General features: G+C 62.1%; 15 protein-coding genes. 8 read left to right on the forward strand and 7 right to left on the reverse strand.

Annotation, left to right across the window (positions count from 1 at the left end):
* Positions 1-6 precede the first annotated feature (6 nt).
* Entirely contained in the window at positions 7-486 is a 480-nt protein-coding gene (locus AArcS_RS12270) for an RNA-binding protein (protein ID WP_238477707.1), read from the reverse strand.
* Between the two features lie 89 nt (positions 487-575).
* On the opposite strand from AArcS_RS12270, the gene AArcS_RS12275 reads away from it, so the two are divergent.
* Positions 576-866: a DUF7562 family protein gene (locus AArcS_RS12275; protein WP_238477708.1), complete on the forward strand. Its 291-nt coding sequence runs from the start codon at positions 576-578 to the stop codon at positions 864-866.
* Between the two features lie 458 nt (positions 867-1324).
* On the opposite strand, the gene AArcS_RS12280 is transcribed toward AArcS_RS12275, so the two are convergent.
* Entirely contained in the window at positions 1325-2383 is a 1059-nt protein-coding gene (locus AArcS_RS12280) for an NAD(P)-dependent glycerol-1-phosphate dehydrogenase (RefSeq protein ID WP_238477709.1), read from the reverse strand.
* A gap of 121 nt (positions 2384-2504) precedes the next feature.
* Positions 2505-3512, reverse strand: coding sequence for an NAD-dependent epimerase/dehydratase family protein (locus AArcS_RS12285; protein WP_238477710.1), 1008 nt, complete (start codon positions 3510-3512; stop codon positions 2505-2507).
* Positions 3513-3747: 235 nt separating this feature from the next.
* Here AArcS_RS12285 and AArcS_RS12290 point away from each other — a divergent pair, with 235 nt between their 5' ends.
* Positions 3748-4389 (forward strand): helix-turn-helix domain-containing protein, encoded by a 642-nt coding sequence (locus AArcS_RS12290; protein WP_238477711.1) that lies wholly within the window; start codon positions 3748-3750, stop codon positions 4387-4389.
* Here the strand turns inward: AArcS_RS12290 and gltB are convergent.
* The 3 genes from gltB to AArcS_RS12305 all read right to left on the reverse strand — a co-directional run bounded on the left by gltB (position 4386) and on the right by AArcS_RS12305 (position 12482).
* Positions 4386-8918, reverse strand: a complete 4533-nt coding sequence (gene gltB / locus AArcS_RS12295) for a glutamate synthase large subunit (RefSeq protein WP_238477712.1) — start codon at positions 8916-8918, stop codon at positions 4386-4388. The genes AArcS_RS12290 and gltB overlap by 4 nt on opposite strands.
* 182 nt (positions 8919-9100) lie before the next feature.
* Positions 9101-10402 (reverse strand): DUF4397 domain-containing protein, encoded by a 1302-nt coding sequence (locus AArcS_RS12300; RefSeq protein WP_238477713.1) that lies wholly within the window; start codon positions 10400-10402, stop codon positions 9101-9103.
* A 157-nt stretch (positions 10403-10559) separates the two neighbouring features.
* Complete coding sequence (locus tag AArcS_RS12305) at positions 10560-12482, reverse strand: beta-CASP ribonuclease aCPSF1 (RefSeq protein WP_238477714.1); 1923 nt, start codon at positions 12480-12482, stop codon at positions 10560-10562.
* A 390-nt stretch (positions 12483-12872) separates the two neighbouring features.
* Here AArcS_RS12305 and AArcS_RS12310 point away from each other — a divergent pair, with 390 nt between their 5' ends.
* The 6 genes from AArcS_RS12310 to AArcS_RS12335 all read left to right on the forward strand — a co-directional run bounded on the left by AArcS_RS12310 (position 12873) and on the right by AArcS_RS12335 (position 18436).
* Positions 12873-13364 carry a DUF7984 family protein gene (locus tag AArcS_RS12310; protein ID WP_238480009.1) on the forward strand — a complete coding sequence of 164 codons (492 nt, stop codon included), beginning with the start codon at positions 12873-12875 and terminating at the stop codon, positions 13362-13364.
* A gap of 61 nt (positions 13365-13425) precedes the next feature.
* Positions 13426-14181 (forward strand): potassium channel family protein, encoded by a 756-nt coding sequence (locus AArcS_RS12315; protein WP_238477715.1) that lies wholly within the window; start codon positions 13426-13428, stop codon positions 14179-14181.
* Between the two features lie 115 nt (positions 14182-14296).
* Positions 14297-15748, forward strand: a complete 1452-nt coding sequence (proS, locus tag AArcS_RS12320; protein ID WP_238477716.1) for a proline--tRNA ligase — start codon at positions 14297-14299, stop codon at positions 15746-15748.
* Positions 15749-15927: 179 nt separating this feature from the next.
* Positions 15928-16557 (forward strand): NfeD family protein, encoded by a 630-nt coding sequence (locus AArcS_RS12325; RefSeq protein ID WP_238477717.1) that lies wholly within the window; start codon positions 15928-15930, stop codon positions 16555-16557.
* Positions 16558-16630: 73 nt separating this feature from the next.
* Positions 16631-17773 carry an SPFH domain-containing protein gene (locus AArcS_RS12330; RefSeq protein WP_238477718.1) on the forward strand — a complete coding sequence of 381 codons (1143 nt, stop codon included), beginning with the start codon at positions 16631-16633 and terminating at the stop codon, positions 17771-17773.
* A 45-nt stretch (positions 17774-17818) separates the two neighbouring features.
* Positions 17819-18436 carry a winged helix-turn-helix transcriptional regulator gene (locus tag AArcS_RS12335; protein WP_238477719.1) on the forward strand — a complete coding sequence of 206 codons (618 nt, stop codon included), beginning with the start codon at positions 17819-17821 and terminating at the stop codon, positions 18434-18436.
* On the opposite strand, the gene AArcS_RS12340 is transcribed toward AArcS_RS12335, so the two are convergent.
* Entirely contained in the window at positions 18433-18690 is a 258-nt protein-coding gene (locus AArcS_RS12340; protein WP_238477720.1) for a DUF7123 family protein, read from the reverse strand. The genes AArcS_RS12335 and AArcS_RS12340 overlap by 4 nt on opposite strands.
* Between the last annotated feature and the right edge of the window lie 91 nt (positions 18691-18781).

Below are 18781 nucleotides of genomic sequence, written 5' to 3' on the forward strand. Positions count from 1 at the left end.
CGCCGGTCAGACGACGAACTCGTAGAGATCGTCGCCGACGTGGTGGACCGACTCGACGACTTTTCCCTGATCGCCGGCCATCTCCGCGCCCTCTACGAGCGCGCGCCCGATCGCAAGCACTTTGCCATGATTCTCTTCGGCGATCGCGACCAGATCGCCAGGATCGATGTCGTCGTCGGCCTCGACGATGCCGGGCCGCATCACGTCCGCGCCATCGCTGACGAAGGAGATCGCGCCGCTGTCGACCGTGACGACGTGTGTCTCGGGCTCGAAGCGGTTCGCACCACGGACGGTGAGAAACGGCTCGTCGTCGACGTACAGCACCGACGGCTCGCCGTCGACCAGCACGAGATCGAACTTCGAGTCGGCCAGTTCGACGAGTTCGTAGGTGTCGCCATCGACATCGACGCCCAGCCCCTCGGAGACGGCGGTCTCCAGTTCGGACACCCCGTCGCTGCGCAGGTGGTGTCGGGAGTTGATTTCCATACTCCACACCAACGCCGGAGCCAGCATAAACGCCCCGGATGTTGACGACTCCGGCAAACGCTAAGTATGCGTCGCGCTAACGTAGAGCTATGTGGGGTTCCCGGAAGGCAACACAGGAGTCAGTCACCTGCATCGCCTGTGGCTGTTCACTGCCGCGGTCGGAAGCGCGCGAATACGACAAGTACGGCGATCGGTGGGAGCGCGCGGGAAAAGAGTTTGAACACCTCTGCAAAGCCTGTGACCACGATCTCTGTCATCAGCCCCGCGAGGAACTCGAAGGCCTGCTCGTCGAGATCGACGCCGGGAGCCACAGCCAGGCGGAGTTCCTCTCGTGGTACAACGCCCTGGTCGAGGAACGCTACGGCAAGATCGAGGAGTAGGCCTCGGCAGCCCTTCCAGGACCGTCGCGTCAGCCGAGTGGACGTGCCGTGGGGCGTCACATTGTTGTGGTAGTCACATTATTTACAATGTAACATTGTAACATCGCAGCACGCATCGGGTCGTGGGGAACGAGTCTCACCGCTCCGCTGGCGAATGCGGTGGCGCGCGCTGGCGAGGCGTTCAGGCCGAGCCAGCACTGTGCGAGGGCGTCGCTGAACGGAGTGAAGCGACAAGGTTGGGGAGGACGAGGCTGTGTGGGTGGATCGAAAGGGGCCGCCGCGGTCGACGCGTCCGCTGCCCGCTAGCACTGCAGGCGAACGCAGTGAGCGGAAGCGCGCACGGCCGCAGAGGCGTCGACCGTGGCGGGGGCTTTCACAGTGTTGGCAGAGGTGCGGTCATAGCGAACTCCAGAGAGCGTGACGAGGCCTCTCGGGGACGCCGATTCTGTGTCGTACTCTCAGATCACGTCAGTCTGTCGCGCAACCTCTCGCGCCGCCGTCTCGTCGATGCCGTCGCCGAGGATCGTATACCGATCGCGAATCTCATGAGCCGTCGTCAGCGCCTCGATAACCTCCTCGTCCTCGAGATCAAGTTCCGCGGCTGTCGTCGGCGCATCGATACTCGCCAGCGCGTTCCGAATCTCGCGCCAGAGCCCGTTCTCGCCGCCGTGTAGATAGGCGGTCATAATCGAGCCGACGCCGACCTGATGGCCGTGGCTCGCACGTCCCGGCGCGATCTGATCGAGCTGGTGGGAAAAGAGGTGTTCCGCGCCGCTGGCGGGCCGCGAGGAGCCGGCGATGCTCATGGCGACGCCCGAGGAGACCAGCGCTTTGACGACGATCCACGAGGACTCTTCGAGGCTGGGACGGATCGAGTCGGCGTTCCCCACCAGCATCTCGGCGGTCATCTCCGAGAGCGCAGCGGCGTACTGCGAGTAGGGTGCGTTCTTGAGCCGGTAGGCGAGCCGCCAGTCCATCACGGCGGTGTAGTTGCTGATGATGTCCGCACAGCCCGCAGTCGTCAGCTCCCAGGGGGCGTTCGCCAGAATCTCGGTGTCGGCGACGACCGCGAGCGGCGGCTCCGCAGCGACGCTGTGGCGGGTTCCCTCCTCGGGGACCGAGCCGCGGTTGCTGACGATACCGTCGTGGCTGGCGACGGTCGGCACGGAGACGAACCCGCGCCCGACGTCGTCGCTGGCCATCTTCGCGATATCGATGGCCTTCCCGCCGCCGAGGCCGATCAGAAAGCCCGGATCGACATCGCGGGCGCGCTGGATCACTCGCTCGATCGCGTCGAAGCTGGCGTCCTCGACGACGACGACCGCGGGCTCTTCGTCCCACGAAGAAAACTGTGCCTCGATCCGCTCGCCCGCGAGTTCGTAGGGGGTCGGGCTGGTGACGATCAGCGGCTGGCCGCGCAGGTGGAGCTCCTCGATGGCCTCTGCGGCCTGGTCGAGGACGCCGTGGCCGACGAGGACGTTCCGGGGCAGGCGGATCCACGTCGATTTGTCGAACATACTCGAACGCTCTCGGGCCAGCGTAAAAGGGGTTTCTCCGGCGCGGGCCGTTGCCGCGATCGAACACTGCAAAGACTGTAGTAATAAACTTCGAAAACTGTAGTATTGTCATATAGACCGCTCAGAGCGTGTCCAGTACGCCCAGCACCCGCTCGGTGTCTTCCCGATCCGGGCCGTTCTCCCGGCCCGTGCGGTCGCTGTCGAGATGATCCTCGACGGCCCGACGATAGCCCTCCTCCACGCTGATCGGGTCCCAGCCCAGATCGGCGAGTTTCGCCGTCGAGAGGACGTGCGGATAGGATCGGTACAGCGGGAACTCCTCCATCTCGATCCCGGCGCTGGCCAGCTCGCGCTCGCCCGCGGTGACGACCTCGATGTCAGCATCGTCCACACCGGCCTCGGCGAGCGTTTCCGAGATCAGCTCGACCGTCTCGCCGAGCGTGAGCATCCGCCGGTCGCCGACGTTGTACGCCTCGCCGGGCTCGCCGTTCTCGGCGACGACGCGGAGCGCCTCGGCGACCGCGGAGACGGAGACACGGTGCCAGATGTTCGAGCCGTCGCCCGGAACGAGTACACGCTCGTGGTTCAGCACGCGATCGATCCAGTAGTCGGTCCGGGCGGTGTAATCGTGGGGGCCGTAGACGATGCATGGCCGGACGCTCATCGCGTTGACGCCCCGTTCTGCGGCGGCAAAGACGGCGCGGTCACCTTCGGCCTTCCGCGGGCCGTAGCTCTCGGGAGAGTCATCGACCGCCTGCTCGTCGGTGCACTCACAGAGCCGGGTTTCGCCCTCCCGTTTCGGAATCTCCTCGTCCCCGTAGGCCGAGCCACTGGAGATATATACGTAGGCATCGACATCGTCGAACACGCGTGTCGCCGTCCTGACCTCGCGTGGTTTGTACGCCACGCAGTCAATCACGACGTCCGGATCGAGCGCAGCGGCCTCCGAGAGATCAGCGTCGTCAGTGCGGTCGCCCTGCTGGTGGGAGACGGCTTCGGTATCGGCAAACGGGTTGTCGTGGTTCCCCCGGTTGAACACCGTGACCTCGTAGTCGTGTGCCAGAAACTCCTCGACCGTGTGTCGTCCAATAAAGCGCGTCCCGCCAATGACCAGTGCGTGATCGTCCATATCTCTGGCTTCGACGCATCGCACAAAACACTGCCGAAGGGCCGGATTCGATGGGTTGGTTGTATATTCAGGCCCTGTTGTTTTAGGTAATGGCGATAAACATTACTACTGCATGGGTTCGGGCGGTCCGAACCCCGCAGGCTCTGACATGGCCTCAACACGGGGCGATGCCCCGTGGTTTTCACGACGACACAAACACCAACATAGTTATACATCTGGCTGTCATGTTGTTCGTATGATCGTTGAGTTCTCGTTTGATGTTTCTACGTTGCAGTCGGCGCTCACGGAGAGTCCAGGGATGACCGTGGAGATGGACCACATGACATCGACGGATACCGTGGCGCTCCGGAAGTTCTTCTGGGCCAGAGGGGGAAACTTCGAGGCCTTCGAGTCCGGGCTCGAGGACGACCCGACAGTTCGTGATCCGAAACGGATCACCGAAGCACCGGACAGCCGATACTACCGGGTGATCTATCCCGATCACCTTCCGGGGGTAGATGCGTACCGGGCGGTTGTCGAACTCGACGGAATGGTGCTCGACGCACGGACCGATGGCGACGGCTGGACAGGCCGGATACGGTATCCGGACAGGGACGCCCTGAACGAGTGGTGTGAACGATGCGAGGGCGCTGGGATCACTGTTGACATCGAAGCGATCTACGATCAGGAGCGCCAGCCGCCCGAACACTCCTACGGTCTCACGCCCGGACAGCGTGAGGCGCTCGTTACCGCGGCCGAGTCTGGCTACTTCTCGATCCCGCGGGAGACGTCTCTGGCCGGTGTCGGCGAAGAACTCGGCGTCTCAAGTCAGTCGGCGTCCGAGCGACTCCGCCGGGGAATGATAACGCTGATCGAAAATACGCTCGACGAAGATTAGTCGTCGCTCGACGCGAGCCCGCCGGTCGCGGCACTCGCGTCCGGCGTCGCGCTGGACGGCAGCGTCTCGCGAACGTCTTTGGCACCGTCTTCGAGCACCCGTGCGTACGCGTCGGGCATGATCTTGACGAACGAATCGAGCAGGTCGTCCCAGTTCTCCAGTACCCACTCCGCCTTTTCGCTGTCCGTGTAGGCGGCGTGGTTCTCGATCAGTCGGCGGAGCATCGGGATGTCCGCGTCCTCGAGCTCGTGTTCGACCGAGACCATCCCGCGGTTGACCGACTCGGGAAACTCGCCGTCCTCGTCGAGGACGTATGCGATACCGCCGGACATCCCGGCCGCAAAGTTCCGGCCAGTGTCGCCGAGTACGGCGACGACGCCACCGGTCATGTACTCACAGCCGTGGTCACCGACGCCCTCGACGACGGCTTTGACCCCGGAGTTACGTACAGCGAACCGTTCACCCGCCATCCCGTTAACGTACAGTTCGCCCTGGGTCGCGCCGTACAGCGCGACGTTGCCGATCGCCATGTTTGCGGCGGGATCGTAGCTGACTTCCGGCGGCGTCGAAACGGCGATTTTTCCACCCGAGAGTCCCTTGCCGACGTAGTCGTTGGCGCTCCCCGTCAAATGCATCGAGATACCGTCCGCGAGGAACGCACCGAAGCTCTGCCCGGCGGTACCGTGCAGGTCGACATCGATGGTGTCCTCGGGCAGCCCCTCGCCGCCGTATTCGGTCGAGACGGCGTTCGAGAGCGTCGCGCCGACCGCGCGGTCCGCGTTCGAGATCCCCGTATCGATGGCGACCGGTTCACCGGTTTCGAGCGCCGGTGCCGCGGCCTCGATCAGGTCGTGATCGAGCTGTTCGTCGACCTCGTGGGTCTGCTCGCGGGTCTTGCGGCGCTGGTCGCCAGCCGGCTCGACGAGCATGTCCGAGAGGTCGACGTTTTTGGCTTTTGGATGCTCGACATCCGTGCGCTGGTCGAGCATGTCGACGCGGCCGATCATCTCGTCGACAGTCTCGAAGCCGAGCTCGGCCATAATCTCGCGTAGCTCCTGGGCGATAAACGTCATGTAGTTGATGACGTTCTCGGGTTCGCCGGGGAACCGGTTCCGGAGCTCCTCGCGCTGGGTGGCGACGCCGACCGGGCAGGTGTTCTTGTGACACTGCCGGGCCATCACACAGCCCGAGGTGACGAGCGAGGCGGTCCCGAAGATGTACTCCTCGGCACCAAGCAGGGCAGCAACTGCCACGTCACGGCCGGTCTTCATGCCCCCGTCAGCGCTCACGCGGATCCGATCCCGGAGGTCGGTCTCGACCAGCATCTGATTGGCTTCGGCGAGGCCAAGCTCCCACGGCAGGCCAGCATTTTTGATCGAGGTGCGTGGGCTCGCGCCGGTGCCGCCGGAGTGACCCGAGATGTGGACCACGTCGGCGTTGGCCTTGGCGACGCCCGCCGCGATGGTGCCGATCCCCGCCTCCGAAACGAGTTTGACGTTGATGTCGGCGTCCGGGCTCGACGCCTTGAGATCGTGGATCAGCTGCTTGAGGTCCTCGATGGAGTAGATGTCGTGCAGCGGCGGCGGCGAGATGAGGCCGACGCCCGGCGTCGCATACCGGACGTGTGCGATCATCTCGTTGACCTTCATGCCGGGGAGGTGACCTCCCTCTCCGGGTTTCGACCCCTGTGCCATCTTGATCTGCAGTTCGTCGGCCTCCGAGAGGTAATGTGAGGTGACGCCGAAGCGACCCGAGGCGACCTGCTTTACATTGCACTCCTTTTCGGTGCCAAAGCGTTCTGGCGGCTCGCCGCCCTCGCCCGAGTTGCTCTTCCCGCCGATGCGGTTCATGGCGATCGAGTTGTTCTCGTGGGCTTCCGGCGAGAGCGATCCGAGACTCATCGCGGCCGTCGAGAACCGCTGGACGATCTCGTGGACCGGCTCGACGTCCTCGACGGGGATCGACTCACGTTCGTCAGTCTCGAATTCGAGCAGACCCCGAAGTGTCTGGAGTGTCTCCTGCTGTTCGTTGACCTCGGCGGCGAACTCCTTGTAACGGCCGTAGTCGCCCGAGCGGACGGACTGCTGGAGTTTGCCGACCGTATCGGGGTTCCACTGGTGGTGGATTCCGTTCGAGCGGTGCTCGAACTCGCCATAGCGGTCGATTTCGGGCTCGTCGTCCCAGGCGTTCGTGTGTCGGTCGGTCAGGTCCTGTTCGATCTCCTCGAGGCCGATTCCCTCGGTTCGGGCCTCGGTGCCCTCGAAGTACTCGGCGACGAAGTCCGAATCCAGCCCGACGGCCTCGAAAATCTGCGCGCCCTGGTAGCTCTCGACTGTCGAGATGCCCATCTTCGCCATCGTCTTCAGCAGGCCGTCCTCGACGGCCCCGACGTAGGCGTCGACCGCCTCGCTGATGTCCGCGCCATCTTCACCCGCCACGATGTCGTCGATGGTGCGGTAGGCAAGGTAGGGATCGACCGCGTCAGCGCCGTAGCCGATCAGCGTCGCGAAGTGATGAACCTGTCGCGGGCCAGCGGACTCGACGACGAGTCCGGCGTGGTTGCGCAGGCCGTTCCGAACCAGGTGATGGTGGACAGCGCCGGTCGCCAGCAGCGCCGGGATCGGCACCCTGTCGGGACCGGTCGAGCGATCCGAGAGGACGAGAATCTCGTGGCCCGCCTCGATCGCCGCCTCGGCATCCGCACGGACGTCCTCGACGGCCTCACGGAGGTCGGTGCCGCGTTCGTAGGTGATGTCGACAACAGCCGTCGACAGCCCCTCCCGGTCGCTTTCCTTGATTGCCGCCGTCTCGGCGTCGGTAAGGATCGGCGAGTCGACGACCAGTTGTCGTGCATGGGCAGGCGACTCGTCGAGCAGGTTGCGCTGGTGGCCGATCCGGCTTTCGAGGCTCGTCACCAGCTCCTCGCGGATGTAATCCAGCGGTGGGTTCGTCACCTGCGCGAACAGCTGTTTGAAGTAAGAGAACAGTGGGCGGTTGTAATCCGAGAGGACGGACAGCGGCGTGTCGTCGCCCATCGAGCCGACGGGATCTTTGCCGTCTTTCATCATCGGCTCGATCATGTTCTCCAGTTCGTCGTGGCTGTACCCCTGTGTTGCCTGGTGCGATCGCAGTTCCTCGATATCGTTTCGGGGAACCAGATCGTCGAGGTCGGCGATATCGCCGATATGGACCTGCTGGTCGTCAACCCACTCGCCGTACTTTGCGTCCGTGAGGTCGTCGAAGACCTCGTCGTCCGGGATGACGCGACCCTCTGCAGGGTCGGCGAGGAACAGCTGACCGGGCTGAAGCCGTCCACGCTCCTCGATGTCGCCGAAGTCCGGTTCGAGCGCCCCGGCCTCGCTGGCCATAATCAGCGTGTTGTCGGTCGTCACGTCGTACCGACACGGGCGCAGACCGTTACGGTCGAGTACAGCACCGATCCGGTCGCCGTCAGTGGCACAGACCAGCGCTGGACCGTCCCACGGCTCGACCAGTGAAGCGTGGAAGTCGTACCAGTCCTTGCGGTCCTGACTCATGCTGTCGTCCCCACGCCAGGCCTCGGGTACGAGCATCCGCAGCGCGTGGGGGAGATCCCGACCGTCTTCGAGCAGGAGTTCGAGCGCGTTGTCGACGCTCGCCGTATCCGACTGCTCGGGGTCGTTGATGATCGGCTTGAGCGTCTCGATTTCCTCGCCCAGCCGGTCGCTTTCGAGGTCGGTCTCGCGGGCGCGCATCCAGTTGATGTTGCCCTGAATGGTGTTGAACTCGCCGTTGTGGATGATGTTCCGGTAGGGGTGTGCGAGATGCCACGCACCGAGCGTGTTCGTGGAGAACCGGGCGTGAACCATCGCAAAGGTCGACTCGATGCGTTCGTCCTGCAGATCTGGGAAGTACTCGCCGACCTGATCGCCCTTGAGCAGTCCCTTGTAGACGAGTGTCTGGCGATCGAGCGAACAGACGTAAAATCGGTCGCTCCCGTCAGGCGATTCCGCTTCGACCCGGTTTTCGAGTTGGCGTCGGGCGGCGTAGAGCCTCGAATCGAACTCTTCGTCCGTGATCTCGGTCGACGGTGTGACGAAACACTGCCACGTTGCTGGCTCGGAGTCGAGTGCAGTTTTGCCGATCTCACTGTTGTCCGTCGGCACGGAACGCCAGTGGACGACATCGAGGTCGTATTCCGCGAGTTCGCTCTCGACAAACGCTTTCAGAGCTGACTGCGCGTCGCCGTCCTTCGGAAAGAAGACCGAGCCGACCGCATACCGTTCGGGTAGTTCGACGTCAACGACAGCATCGAAGAACTTCCGGGGCGTCTGGAGCATCACACCTGCCCCGTCTCCAGTATTCTCTTCTGCGCCAGTTGTTCCCCGATGTTCGAGGTTCTCCAGTAGTTCGACGCCGTCAGCGACGACATCGTGTGAGCTTCCGTCATCGAGATCCATGACGACACCTACACCGCAGTTGGACCGCTCGTCAGTCGGGTCGGCGAGACCCCGCGACCGGTCCGTAATCGATTCACGTTGCTCAGACATTAGCGGTACTAGCCATCCGCTCGCATAAGACGCTACTCCTGAATGACTAATGGTTTTATAATTACATACAAGGCAATATTAGGCATTTTATCTACATGGTTAATACTACCCATTGTGAACGGGCGCCACGGATAGGGCGGTGAACCGACGCTCAAAAAAATGACTGAATCCGGAGCAGTGTCTTAGATACTGTCGAAGATGCCGTCGTCGTCTTCGTCGTCATCGTCGTCACCGATGCCGTTGTCATCGTCGTCGTCACCGATTCCATTATCGTCGTCTTCGTCGTCGTCACCGATGCCGTTGTCGTCGTCTTCGTCGTCACCGATTCCATTATCGTCGTCTTCGTCGTCGTCACCGATGCCGTTGTCGTCCTCCTCGTCCTCTGGCATCTCCTCGACCTCCGACTCGGGTGTGAGAGCGTCGACGGTAAGCAACAGGTCGAAGCCTGTATCGACGTCGTTCCCGACACCGTTGTTCTCGTCGTTGTCACCGACGCCATTGTCGTCGTCCGTCCCAACCCCATTGTCGTCGTCACCGACGCCGTTGTCGTCGTCGTTGTCTTCGTCGTCCATCCCAACGCCGTTGTCCTCGGTTTCACCGTTCTCCTCTTCGAGGAAGCCGACAGCGAACGCCGAGTAGATCACACCTGCTTCGAGTGTGACATCGAAGTCCGCAACCGATTCATCCTCGCCTGCTTCCCGAACTTCGAGGGTGTAGTCGCCCTCCTCGACATCGACGGCTCCGAAGTCGCCAAACGAGAGCCCCTCGACGAGGGGGTCATCGTCGGCGACAATGTCGACTTCCGGTGCATCGGGTGAGGCGTGGACCGCGCGTACCCGGCTCTCGCCGTCCTCCAGATCGTCGAGATCGACGTCGAGCACGAGGAGTTCGAGCTCCTGTTCGGCCCCTTCATCAACCTCGCCAACGACGGCGGCGGTCGCGACGCCAGCGGGGACGTCGATTTGCTCATCGATGACTGCCTCTTCATCCACATCGACACCGTTGGCGTCATCAGATATCCCGACGTCGTCATCCTCGTCATCCTCACCAAAGCCGTTGTCGTCTTCGTCATCGTCGTCACCAAAGCCGTTGTCGTCTTCGTCATCGTCGTCACCAAAGCCGTTGTCGTCTTCGTCATCGTCGTCACCAAAGCCGTTGTCGTCTTCGTCGTCCTCACCGACACCGTTGTCCTCAACGGGGACGACCTGCACCTGATACTCCCCCTCGAGTAGGACCAGGTAATCGCTGATGTCCCGGAACGCGACGCCTTCGAGGACGCGCGCGCCGTTTACGTACACATCAACCTCCGGTGCGTCGGGCGAGGCATGAACCGTATTTACGGCAGCGAACGCCGGATCATCCTCATTGAGGTCGTTGTCCTCGTCGTCCTCATGTTCGTCTGCGAGCGATACGCCGGTTGCCGATAGCAGTGCCGCGGCGCCGGTGCCTGCGAGCACTGTTCGTCGTGTAATGGGTGTCGACATGACTGCATCCAAAGGTTTGACCGCGCCGGTAAAGACCGTAGTTAGTACTCCTGTGAAGATTTGGTTCGTTCGGGTATTCAGCGGCTACCAACAGTTGGAGAACAACGGACCGATTCACTCGGATCCGTACGCGTTAGTGGAAAGGTAGTTGCCGACTCTAGAGGAACCGGAACGTTTCGAGGTTCTTCGGCGCGAACGTCCGGATGTTGTGTTCGTGATACAGCGCGGAGGAGAGGTCCTGTGTCGAGGACTCGTCGCCGTGGACACAGAGCACCTTCTCGGGACGCGGGTTCATCGTCTTCACGAAGTTCATCAGACCCTGTCGGTCGGCGTGACCCGAGAAGCCGTCGACCGTCTCGACGTCCATCTTGAGGCTGATTTTCGATCCACGGCCGCTCTCGCCGTCGTTGATGGGGACTTCGTCCCAGCCACTCTGGAGGCGACGGCCGAGCGTTCCCTGCGCCTGATAGCCGACGAAGGTGAGCGTGCTCTCCTCCTCGCTGGCGAGGTGGCGCAGCCAGGACATGATCGGGCCGCCGGTGACCATACCGGAGGTCGTGAGGATGATACAGGGGCCGCCGTCGGCGATCTCCTGTCGTTCGTCCTCGCCGGCGTCGATGTGGTTGAACTGATCGGCGAGGAACGGGTTCTTGTCCTCGTGGAAGATCCGATCGCGCAGGTCGTCACGCAGGTACTCGGGGTAAGTCGTATGGATCGCCGTCGCCTCCCAGATCATCCCGTCGAGATGGACCGGCATTTCGGGTATATCGCCGCTGCGCATCGCCTCTTCGAGGACGAGCATCATCTCCTGCGATCGGCCGACCGCGAACGCGGGGATCAACACCTTCCCACCACGGTCGTGGGTGTCGTTGATGACCTGTTTGAGCCGCTCCTCGGCGTCGTCCTGATCGGTCTGGTAGTCGTTCCGGCCGCCGTAGGTCGACTCCATCACGAGCGTCTCGACGCGCGGGAAGTCGTTGACTGCGCCGTTGAACAGACGGGTGTCGTCGTAGTGGATGTCGCCCGAAAACGCGACGTTGTAGAGCCCGTCGCCGATGTGGAAATGGGTGACTGCCGAGCCGAGGATGTGGCCCGCGTTGTGCATAGTGAGTTTGACGTCCGGCGCGATATCGGTGACGTCGCCGTACTCAAGCGGGATGGTGTGTTTGATCGCCTCCCGGACCTGCTCGGAGTCGTACGGTGGAGCCCGACCTTCTTTTGCGGCGACATCGAGGTAGTCCAGCTGGAGCAGCCCCATCAGGTCGCGAGTGGGTTCGGTCGTATAGATCGGCCCGTCGTAGCCGTACTTGAACAGGATCGGAATGAGCGCGGAGTGGTCCAGGTGGGCGTGTGTCAGGACGACTGCATCGAGGTTCTGCGCGCCAGCGCCGAGCGCCTCGGGCACCTGCAGATACGGCACTTCGCCCTCCGCACCGGGCTTGTCGCCACAGTCGATGAGAATGCGGGTCTCCGGCGTGCTCAGAATGAACGCCGCACGGCCGACCTCACGACAGCATCCAAGCGTCGTAATGCGAACGTACTCGTCGTCGGACATCTCCTCACGGTGGATCTGTCGCCCGACGCGTTCGAGGATGTCGCGGCGCTCGTCACGTTCCTGTTTGAGGAAGTTCCGGACGTTCGAGACCGTCGAGGACTCGATCGGCGGCGTCCGGACGACCTCGGGTGTCCAGCCGACTTCCTTGGTGATGTCCCGGAGCGTCGAGCCGTGGCGACCGATCACCATGCCTGGTTTCTCGGCCTCGATCACGACCTCGCCGGTGTCCTCGTGGAAGTCGAGATCCGTGACGCCCGCCTCGTCGGGGATGACCTTCATCACCTTCTCTCTGGCGTCACGTGGACGTTCGAGGGCATCGGGATCCGGTCGAACGGTAATTCGTTTACGCAGCTTGCTGGCGAGCTGTCGAATCAGGTCACCCTGACGCGCGAACTTCTTTGGATCACGCGTGTAGACGACGAGCTCCGGTCCCTCGTATTTGACATCGGAGACCGTGATATCCGCCGGCAATTCGCTGGTAATCGTTTCGTGTAGGTCGTCGAGTTGTCGATCAACGGAACTCATAGTGTAAACGTCATAGTAGCGTGGTTCGTCCCAGTGAACGCCGATCTCGCGGCAAGCGATGCCGAGACGTCCTGCAGCGACCGGATTCGGGCGGCCTGCGCAAATGCGCCAGTGACGGATGGGTACGACGAAACCGGCCCATGCCGTCGGATAGCCACAGGGTATGCATACTGAATGATCGGTGTCTCTGGGGGATATGCTCCTGGTATGTCGGGCTCCTCTCGCGGACTCCGCAAGAGGATCCAGGAAAAACCCGCTTACTCGGCTGTACTCGTCGCATCTTATAAAAATCTTCGCAATAACAGGGGAGAATTGAGACAGTAACCGGACGTGACGCGGATCAGAGGGCTGATGACCGAGCATAAACCGATCCGGGCCGAACCGGGAGGCATGCGACTGACACCGGCCACCGTCGAGCGGGAGTACGAGTGGGTTCGTGCGCGTGACGACATCGTCGTCGACCTCATCAACGACGCGCGCTCTGATCTGGAAGCGATCTTCGAGACGGAGGTCGCTTCAGTCGACGCCGAGCAGTATCGTCAGGAAGTCGACGCCGTCTTCGCCGACGGTGATCTCGCCGTCAACGTCGCCGCGCTCGTTGCCATACTCCGCGAGCTCGACGTACAGGACGACTACCCCGGGTTCGTCATCGACGAACTACTCGGCCGGCGGCTCGCTGGCATGATCGCCGGTAACCAGCCGTTCTCCCTGCTCTGCGAGGCCACGTTTCATTACGCGGACATCCATCACCATCCCGAGAACGGCGATGCTGGTAGCGACGATCTCGACGCCGCGCTCGCAGCGGGCTTCCAGACGCGCCTGCCAGGCTGGGACTGGACGGAGGCGGAAAGTCCGTTTGCAGTAGCGTCCAGCCGGCAGTGACGATTTCTAACCTTCCTCAAAAATCAGGCAATTTTTCATCGATGAGTCCTTCACGTGGGCTGTGACGCCTGCCGCCAAGGGACCGCTCGCGAACCGACCGTTTCTCCGGCGAGCACTACCGCCAGTAGGTTCGCTCGTAGCGGTTGTACTTGCCTCGATCGGCGGGTTCGTCCTCCTCGCAGATGTCGGGCCCATCGAGGCCGCCTATTGGCTCATCAGTCCGGCGAACATCGGCATCCACTTCCGGGAGCACGCCGGCCCCGAAACGATCGTCAAGGCCTTTGCCGTCACGAGCCGGGTCGCCCTCGTCGTGGCGAGCCTCTGGATCGGTCAGACAGTCGTCGCGGCGCTCTTTGGCGGACAGATCACGGAGGAGCTCAAACGCGTGCAACAGGAACGAACAATCGCAAACCTGGAAAATCACACCGTCGTCTGTGGGTACGGGATGTTCGGGCGAACCGTCGTCGAACAACTGGAGGCCGTCGGGCGGGATATCGTCGTCATCGAACGCGAGCAAGACGTCGTCGTTCGCGCCGAGCGGGACGGTCACCTCGTCGTCGACGGCGACGCGATCCGAGAGGCAGTACAGCGACGCGCCGCGGTCGACACCGCCGAAACGATCGTTGCAGGTATCGACGACACGAACGCCAACATCCAGATCGCTATCGTCGCGCGCGAGCTCGCCCCCCGGGCGGAACTCATCGTCCGCATCGGTGATGGCGAGTACGAGCAGTTAGCACGCCGTGCTGGCGCGGACACCGTCGTCATCCCCGAAATAATGAGTGGAAAAGACGTTGCCGAGGAACTACGCGGGTAGAGCAACCCGACCGGTCACCCACTCGACGGACGAGCCGACGTTTCGAGGGGGTCAACGGGAGACTCGTTCGCCCGGATCGGTTCGTCTATTACCCCGGGCGGACACACACCCTACAATGAGCGAGCAAGAACTCGGTATCACCGAGAGCAAGGAGTACGCGACCGGCGACTGGTACGCCGAAGTCGTCCAGAAGGCGAAACTCGCGGATTATGCCCCCATGGGCGGATTTATCGTCACACGCCCACGGGGATATGCACTCTGGGAAGCACTACAGGATCGGCTCGACGGCTGGTTCAAAGAGACCGGCGTGACCAACGCCTACTTCCCGATGTTCATCCCCGAAAGCTTCCTCGAACGGGAGAAAGACATCGTCGAAGGGTTCGATCCCGAGGTCGCCTGGGTCACCCACGGCGGTCACGACGAACTCGAAGAGCGCCTCGCCGTCCGCCCGACCAGCGAGAGTATCATCGCCCCTTTCATGGCCGAGTGGACGCGCAGCCATCGGGACCTCCCCTTGCGCCTGAACCAGTGGTGTAGCGTGGTCCGGTGGGAAGCCACCGAGACCAAACCCTTCTTCCGCACCAAGGAGTTCCTCTGGCAGGAGGGCCACACCGCCCACGAGGACGAGGGCGGAGCCTGGGACGAGACGATGCTCCGGCTCGATCAGTACGAGCAGCTGTTCGAGGACGTCCTCGCGATTCCGGTCATGCGCGGCCGCAAGCCCGAACACGACAAGTTCCCCGGCGCACACACCACGACGACGGTCGAGGCGCTGATGCCCGACGGGAAGTCCGTCCAGAGCGCGACAAGTCACTACCTCGGAACGAGCTTTGCCGAAGCGTTCGATCTCACCTACACCGACGAGAACGAGGACGAACAGGTCGCTCACACCACCTCGTGGGGACTGTCGTGGCGCTCGCTGGGCGCGCTGATCATGACCCACAGCGACGATCAGGGGCTCGTCCTCCCCCCTACCATCGCACCCACACAGGTCGCGATCGTCCCCATCTGGCAGGAAGACACGAAAGACGACGTGCTGGAGTACGCCGAGGAGATCGCCGACGAGCTCGAGGCGGCAGGCATCTCCGTCGAACTGGACGACCGGGACGAGCGCAATCCCGGTTTCAAGTTCAACGAACACGAGCTAAACGGCGTCCCGGTCCGCTTCGAGATCGGCCCCCACGAGGTCGAGGACGAAGAAGTCACGATCGTCCACCGTCCCGACGGCGAATCGATCGTCGAGGATCGCGAGGATATCGCCGAGACGGCCGAGGAACACTTCGACGACGTGTACGACAAACTGTACGACGCCGCCGAGGAGAACTTAGAGGAAAACGTCCGCGAGGCCGAGAGCCCGCCCGAGATCCTCGGGACCATCGGCCAGCACGGCGGCTACGTCGAATGTGGCTGGTGTGGTGACGAGGCCTGCGAGACCGTGATCAAAGACGAGATCGCCGCCGAAATCGTCATGTGCCCGCTCGATCGTGACGAGGAGCCGGTCCACGACAAGTGTGCGATCTGTGACGATCCCGCCGAGGAGACGGCGTACTTCGCGCGAACGTACTGAACCCGCGAATTCGCCTCGATATTCCTGAATTCACGGATCGACATGGCGGATGCCACGGGGCACTCCGGAAATCGAAACGTTTCGTGATCACAAGAGTGCACAGGTCTCTCGAACGACTCCTTGAGGGAGGGGACTTAGCGCGTGAAAACAGTTAATCCACCGCATCCCCAAAGACGAGTATGGTCTTGCAGGCTATCGACGCGCCGACGCTACTCGTGATCGCAGGGATCATCCTGCTTATGATGGAAGCGATGGCTCCCGGCGCGAACTTCATCGTCCTCGGCGTCGCCCTGCTGGTGGCGGGATTGCTGGGACTAGCTATCGGTGGCGTACTCGGGGGGCCCGTCTCGACGCTCGCCCTGGCCGGGATGGTGCTCGTGACCGGCGCTGTCGCCCTGTTTATTTATCGTGAGTTCGATCTCTATGGCGGTACGGAGGCGGGGCAGACGAGTAACTCGGACTCGCTTACCGGCCAAACTGGCTACGTCACCGAGCGAGTTACGAAAACTGACGGACAGATCAAACTCGAAGAAGGGGGGTTCAATCCCTTCTACCAGGCTCGCAGTATGGATCAGGAGATCGAGGAGGGAACGGAAGTGATCGTCGTGGATCCCGGCGGGGGCAACGTGCTCACCGTCGACTCGTTCGAGCATCTCGACGAAGACGAGATCGACCGGGCGCTCGCTCGCGACCGCGAACTCGGCGAGAGTGACGTCGAACCGGAAGGTGGCGATGAAGACGAAGCAGAAGCTGTCGACTCGCCTCCGGCAGAGTCCGATAGCACCGAAACCGAACGAGCGACAGAATGAGACGCTGCCAGTCCTGACTGGTCTGTGATACGAAACGAGAAGTATTTTTACGTCCGGATCCGCAATTATTTATATGGCAGTCACAATTGCCCTGATCGGACTTGGTCCAACCTTGCTGGTCGGACTCGTCCTGTTGCTCGCGATCGTAACGGTTGCAAGCATGGTCGAGATCGTCGATGCGTACGAAAAGCGTGCACTGACGGTCTTTGGCGAGTACCGAAAACTCCTCCAGCCCGGTATCAACTTCGTCCCGCCGTTCGTCTCGCGGACGTACGCGTTCGACATGCGTACACAGACGCTTGATGTCCCACGACAGGAGGCGATCACCCGTGACAACTCCCCGGTGACCGCCGACGCCGTCGTCTACATCAAGGTGATGGACGCCAAGAAGGCGTTCCTCGAAGTGGACAACTACAAGAAGGCCGTCTCGAACCTCGCCCAGACCACCCTCCGTGCCGTGCTGGGTGACATGGAACTCGACGACACGCTGAACAAACGCCAGGAGATCAACGCGAAGATCCGAAAGGAACTCGACGAACCCACCGACGAGTGGGGGATCCGCGTCGAGTCAGTCGAGGTCCGCGAGGTCAACCCCTCCAAGGACGTCCAGCAGGCAATGGAGAAACAGACATCCGCGGAACGGCGTCGCCGTGCGATGATTCTGGAAGCACAGGGTGAACGACGGAGCGCCGTCGAGAAGGCAGAAGGTGACAAGCAGTCCAACATCATCCGCGCGCAGGGTGAGAAACAGAGCCAGATCCTCGAAGCACAGGGTGACTCGATTTCGACCGTGCTTCGCGCGAAATCCGCCGAATCGATGGGCGAACGCGCTATTATCGATCAGGGGATGGAGACGTTAGAAGAGATCGGCAAGGGCGAATCGACGACCTTCGTCATGCCTCAGGAGCTCACATCCATGATCGGCCGCTACGGCAAACACCTCTCGGGGAGTGATGTCCAGCAGCAGACCAGCGCCCTCGACAGTCTGGACTTCGACGACGACACGGCCGAACTGCTCGGCCTGAACGACATCGAGGAGATCCTCGGCGAGATCGACGAGGAAGCCGAGATGGATATCGAAGCGATGGAAGAAGAGGCCCAGAAGATCAAGGAAGGCAAGGCAGGCACCGGCATCAAAAGCGCCGACGAAGTGATCGACGAAATGGACGAGGAGATCGAAGAAGGTAACGTCGAACTCGAAGACGAAGTGCAGTAACCCACCCGAAGCGGTTTTATTACGCAGTCCTCTATACCGCAGTAGATGCCAGAGCGTCCGGTCGACGAGGGCAAGCGCGCAACGTTGCGCCGATTCGCTGCACTTGGAGCGGCTAGCCCGCTCGCCGGGATGGCAGCGGGGTCCGAAGAAGACCGAGAGGGCCGAAGCGAGCGTCGGTCCGCGATAGCGGGCTACCTTTCAACGACACCGGGCGCTCACTTCTCGAAAATCCGTGACGACCTCCAGCTAGGTACTGGTGAAGCCCAGCACCATCTCCGCGAACTCGTCGATTCCGGACGTGTCGAGACCCGCCGTGACGGCGACTACAGGCGGTACTTCCCCGCCAACCGGTTTTCCACGTTCGAGCAGGTAGCACTGGGCTTTCTCCGGCGAGAAACGCCTCGGGGCATGATCATCGAACTGCTCCGCGATCCCGATGCGACAGGCAGTACGCTTGCCACAGCGCTCGAGGTATCACAGCCGACGGTGAGCAAGTATGCCAAAAAGCTGGAAGAAGCCGGACTGCTCGCACGCGAAGACGGCTATGCGGTCGTCGAACCCGAGACCGTACTGACTATTGTCGTTCGGTACGCCGACTCGTTTGGCCCGGATGCTCAGGCGCTGGCTGCCGATGCGGACGAACTGATCCGCTTCGATCCCTAGACTGTTACTTTCCAGGTCGTACTCGACGAGTAACCCCACTTCTCGACGTCGATATCCGCCTCCCCCTCCTGAATTGCGGTCATGTTTGCGCCGACTTCTTTGGCCGTCATATCCAGCGCTTTGCCGATGTTCCGGGACTTGAAGTAGGTTTTTGTGGCTCCTTTCTCGCGGAGGTACGCGAGGATCCGGTGTTGTTTCTCGTTCAGGTCGAGGTTCAGTCCGTCGGCGGCAGTCGTCGCGGCGGTCGTGCTCATACTACAGTACAGGGACAGAACTGACTTAGCGGGTTTGGTACGGTCAGTTAATCCGATGCAGTCTGGTGGTTTTCGTCTACCGAATGCCACG

This window comes from Natranaeroarchaeum sulfidigenes, from assembly GCF_017094485.1.
In the GTDB taxonomy this organism is placed as follows: Archaea; Halobacteriota; Halobacteria; order Halobacteriales; family Natronoarchaeaceae; genus Natranaeroarchaeum; species Natranaeroarchaeum sulfidigenes.

Bases quoted from the DNA above. Each gene is read 5' to 3' on its own strand.
- AArcS_RS12270 (WP_238477707.1), bottom strand. From the start codon at position 486: ATGGAAATCAACTCCCGACACCACCTGCGCAGCGACGGGGTGTCCGAA.
- AArcS_RS12275 (WP_238477708.1), top strand. From the start codon at position 576: ATGTGGGGTTCCCGGAAGGCAACACAGGAGTCAGTCACCTGCATCGCC.
- AArcS_RS12280 (WP_238477709.1), bottom strand. From the start codon at position 2,383: ATGTTCGACAAATCGACGTGGATCCGCCTGCCCCGGAACGTCCTCGTC.
- AArcS_RS12285 (WP_238477710.1), bottom strand. From the start codon at position 3,512: ATGGACGATCACGCACTGGTCATTGGCGGGACGCGCTTTATTGGACGA.
- AArcS_RS12290 (WP_238477711.1), top strand. From the start codon at position 3,748: ATGATCGTTGAGTTCTCGTTTGATGTTTCTACGTTGCAGTCGGCGCTC.
- gltB (WP_238477712.1), bottom strand. From the start codon at position 8,918: ATGTCTGAGCAACGTGAATCGATTACGGACCGGTCGCGGGGTCTCGCC.
- AArcS_RS12300 (WP_238477713.1), bottom strand. From the start codon at position 10,402: ATGTCGACACCCATTACACGACGAACAGTGCTCGCAGGCACCGGCGCC.
- AArcS_RS12305 (WP_238477714.1), bottom strand. From the start codon at position 12,482: ATGAGTTCCGTTGATCGACAACTCGACGACCTACACGAAACGATTACC.
- AArcS_RS12310 (WP_238480009.1), top strand. From the start codon at position 12,873: ATGCGACTGACACCGGCCACCGTCGAGCGGGAGTACGAGTGGGTTCGT.
- proS (WP_238477716.1), top strand. From the start codon at position 14,297: ATGAGCGAGCAAGAACTCGGTATCACCGAGAGCAAGGAGTACGCGACC.
- AArcS_RS12325 (WP_238477717.1), top strand. From the start codon at position 15,928: ATGGTCTTGCAGGCTATCGACGCGCCGACGCTACTCGTGATCGCAGGG.
- AArcS_RS12330 (WP_238477718.1), top strand. From the start codon at position 16,631: ATGGCAGTCACAATTGCCCTGATCGGACTTGGTCCAACCTTGCTGGTC.
- AArcS_RS12335 (WP_238477719.1), top strand. From the start codon at position 17,819: ATGCCAGAGCGTCCGGTCGACGAGGGCAAGCGCGCAACGTTGCGCCGA.
- AArcS_RS12340 (WP_238477720.1), bottom strand. From the start codon at position 18,690: ATGAGCACGACCGCCGCGACGACTGCCGCCGACGGACTGAACCTCGAC.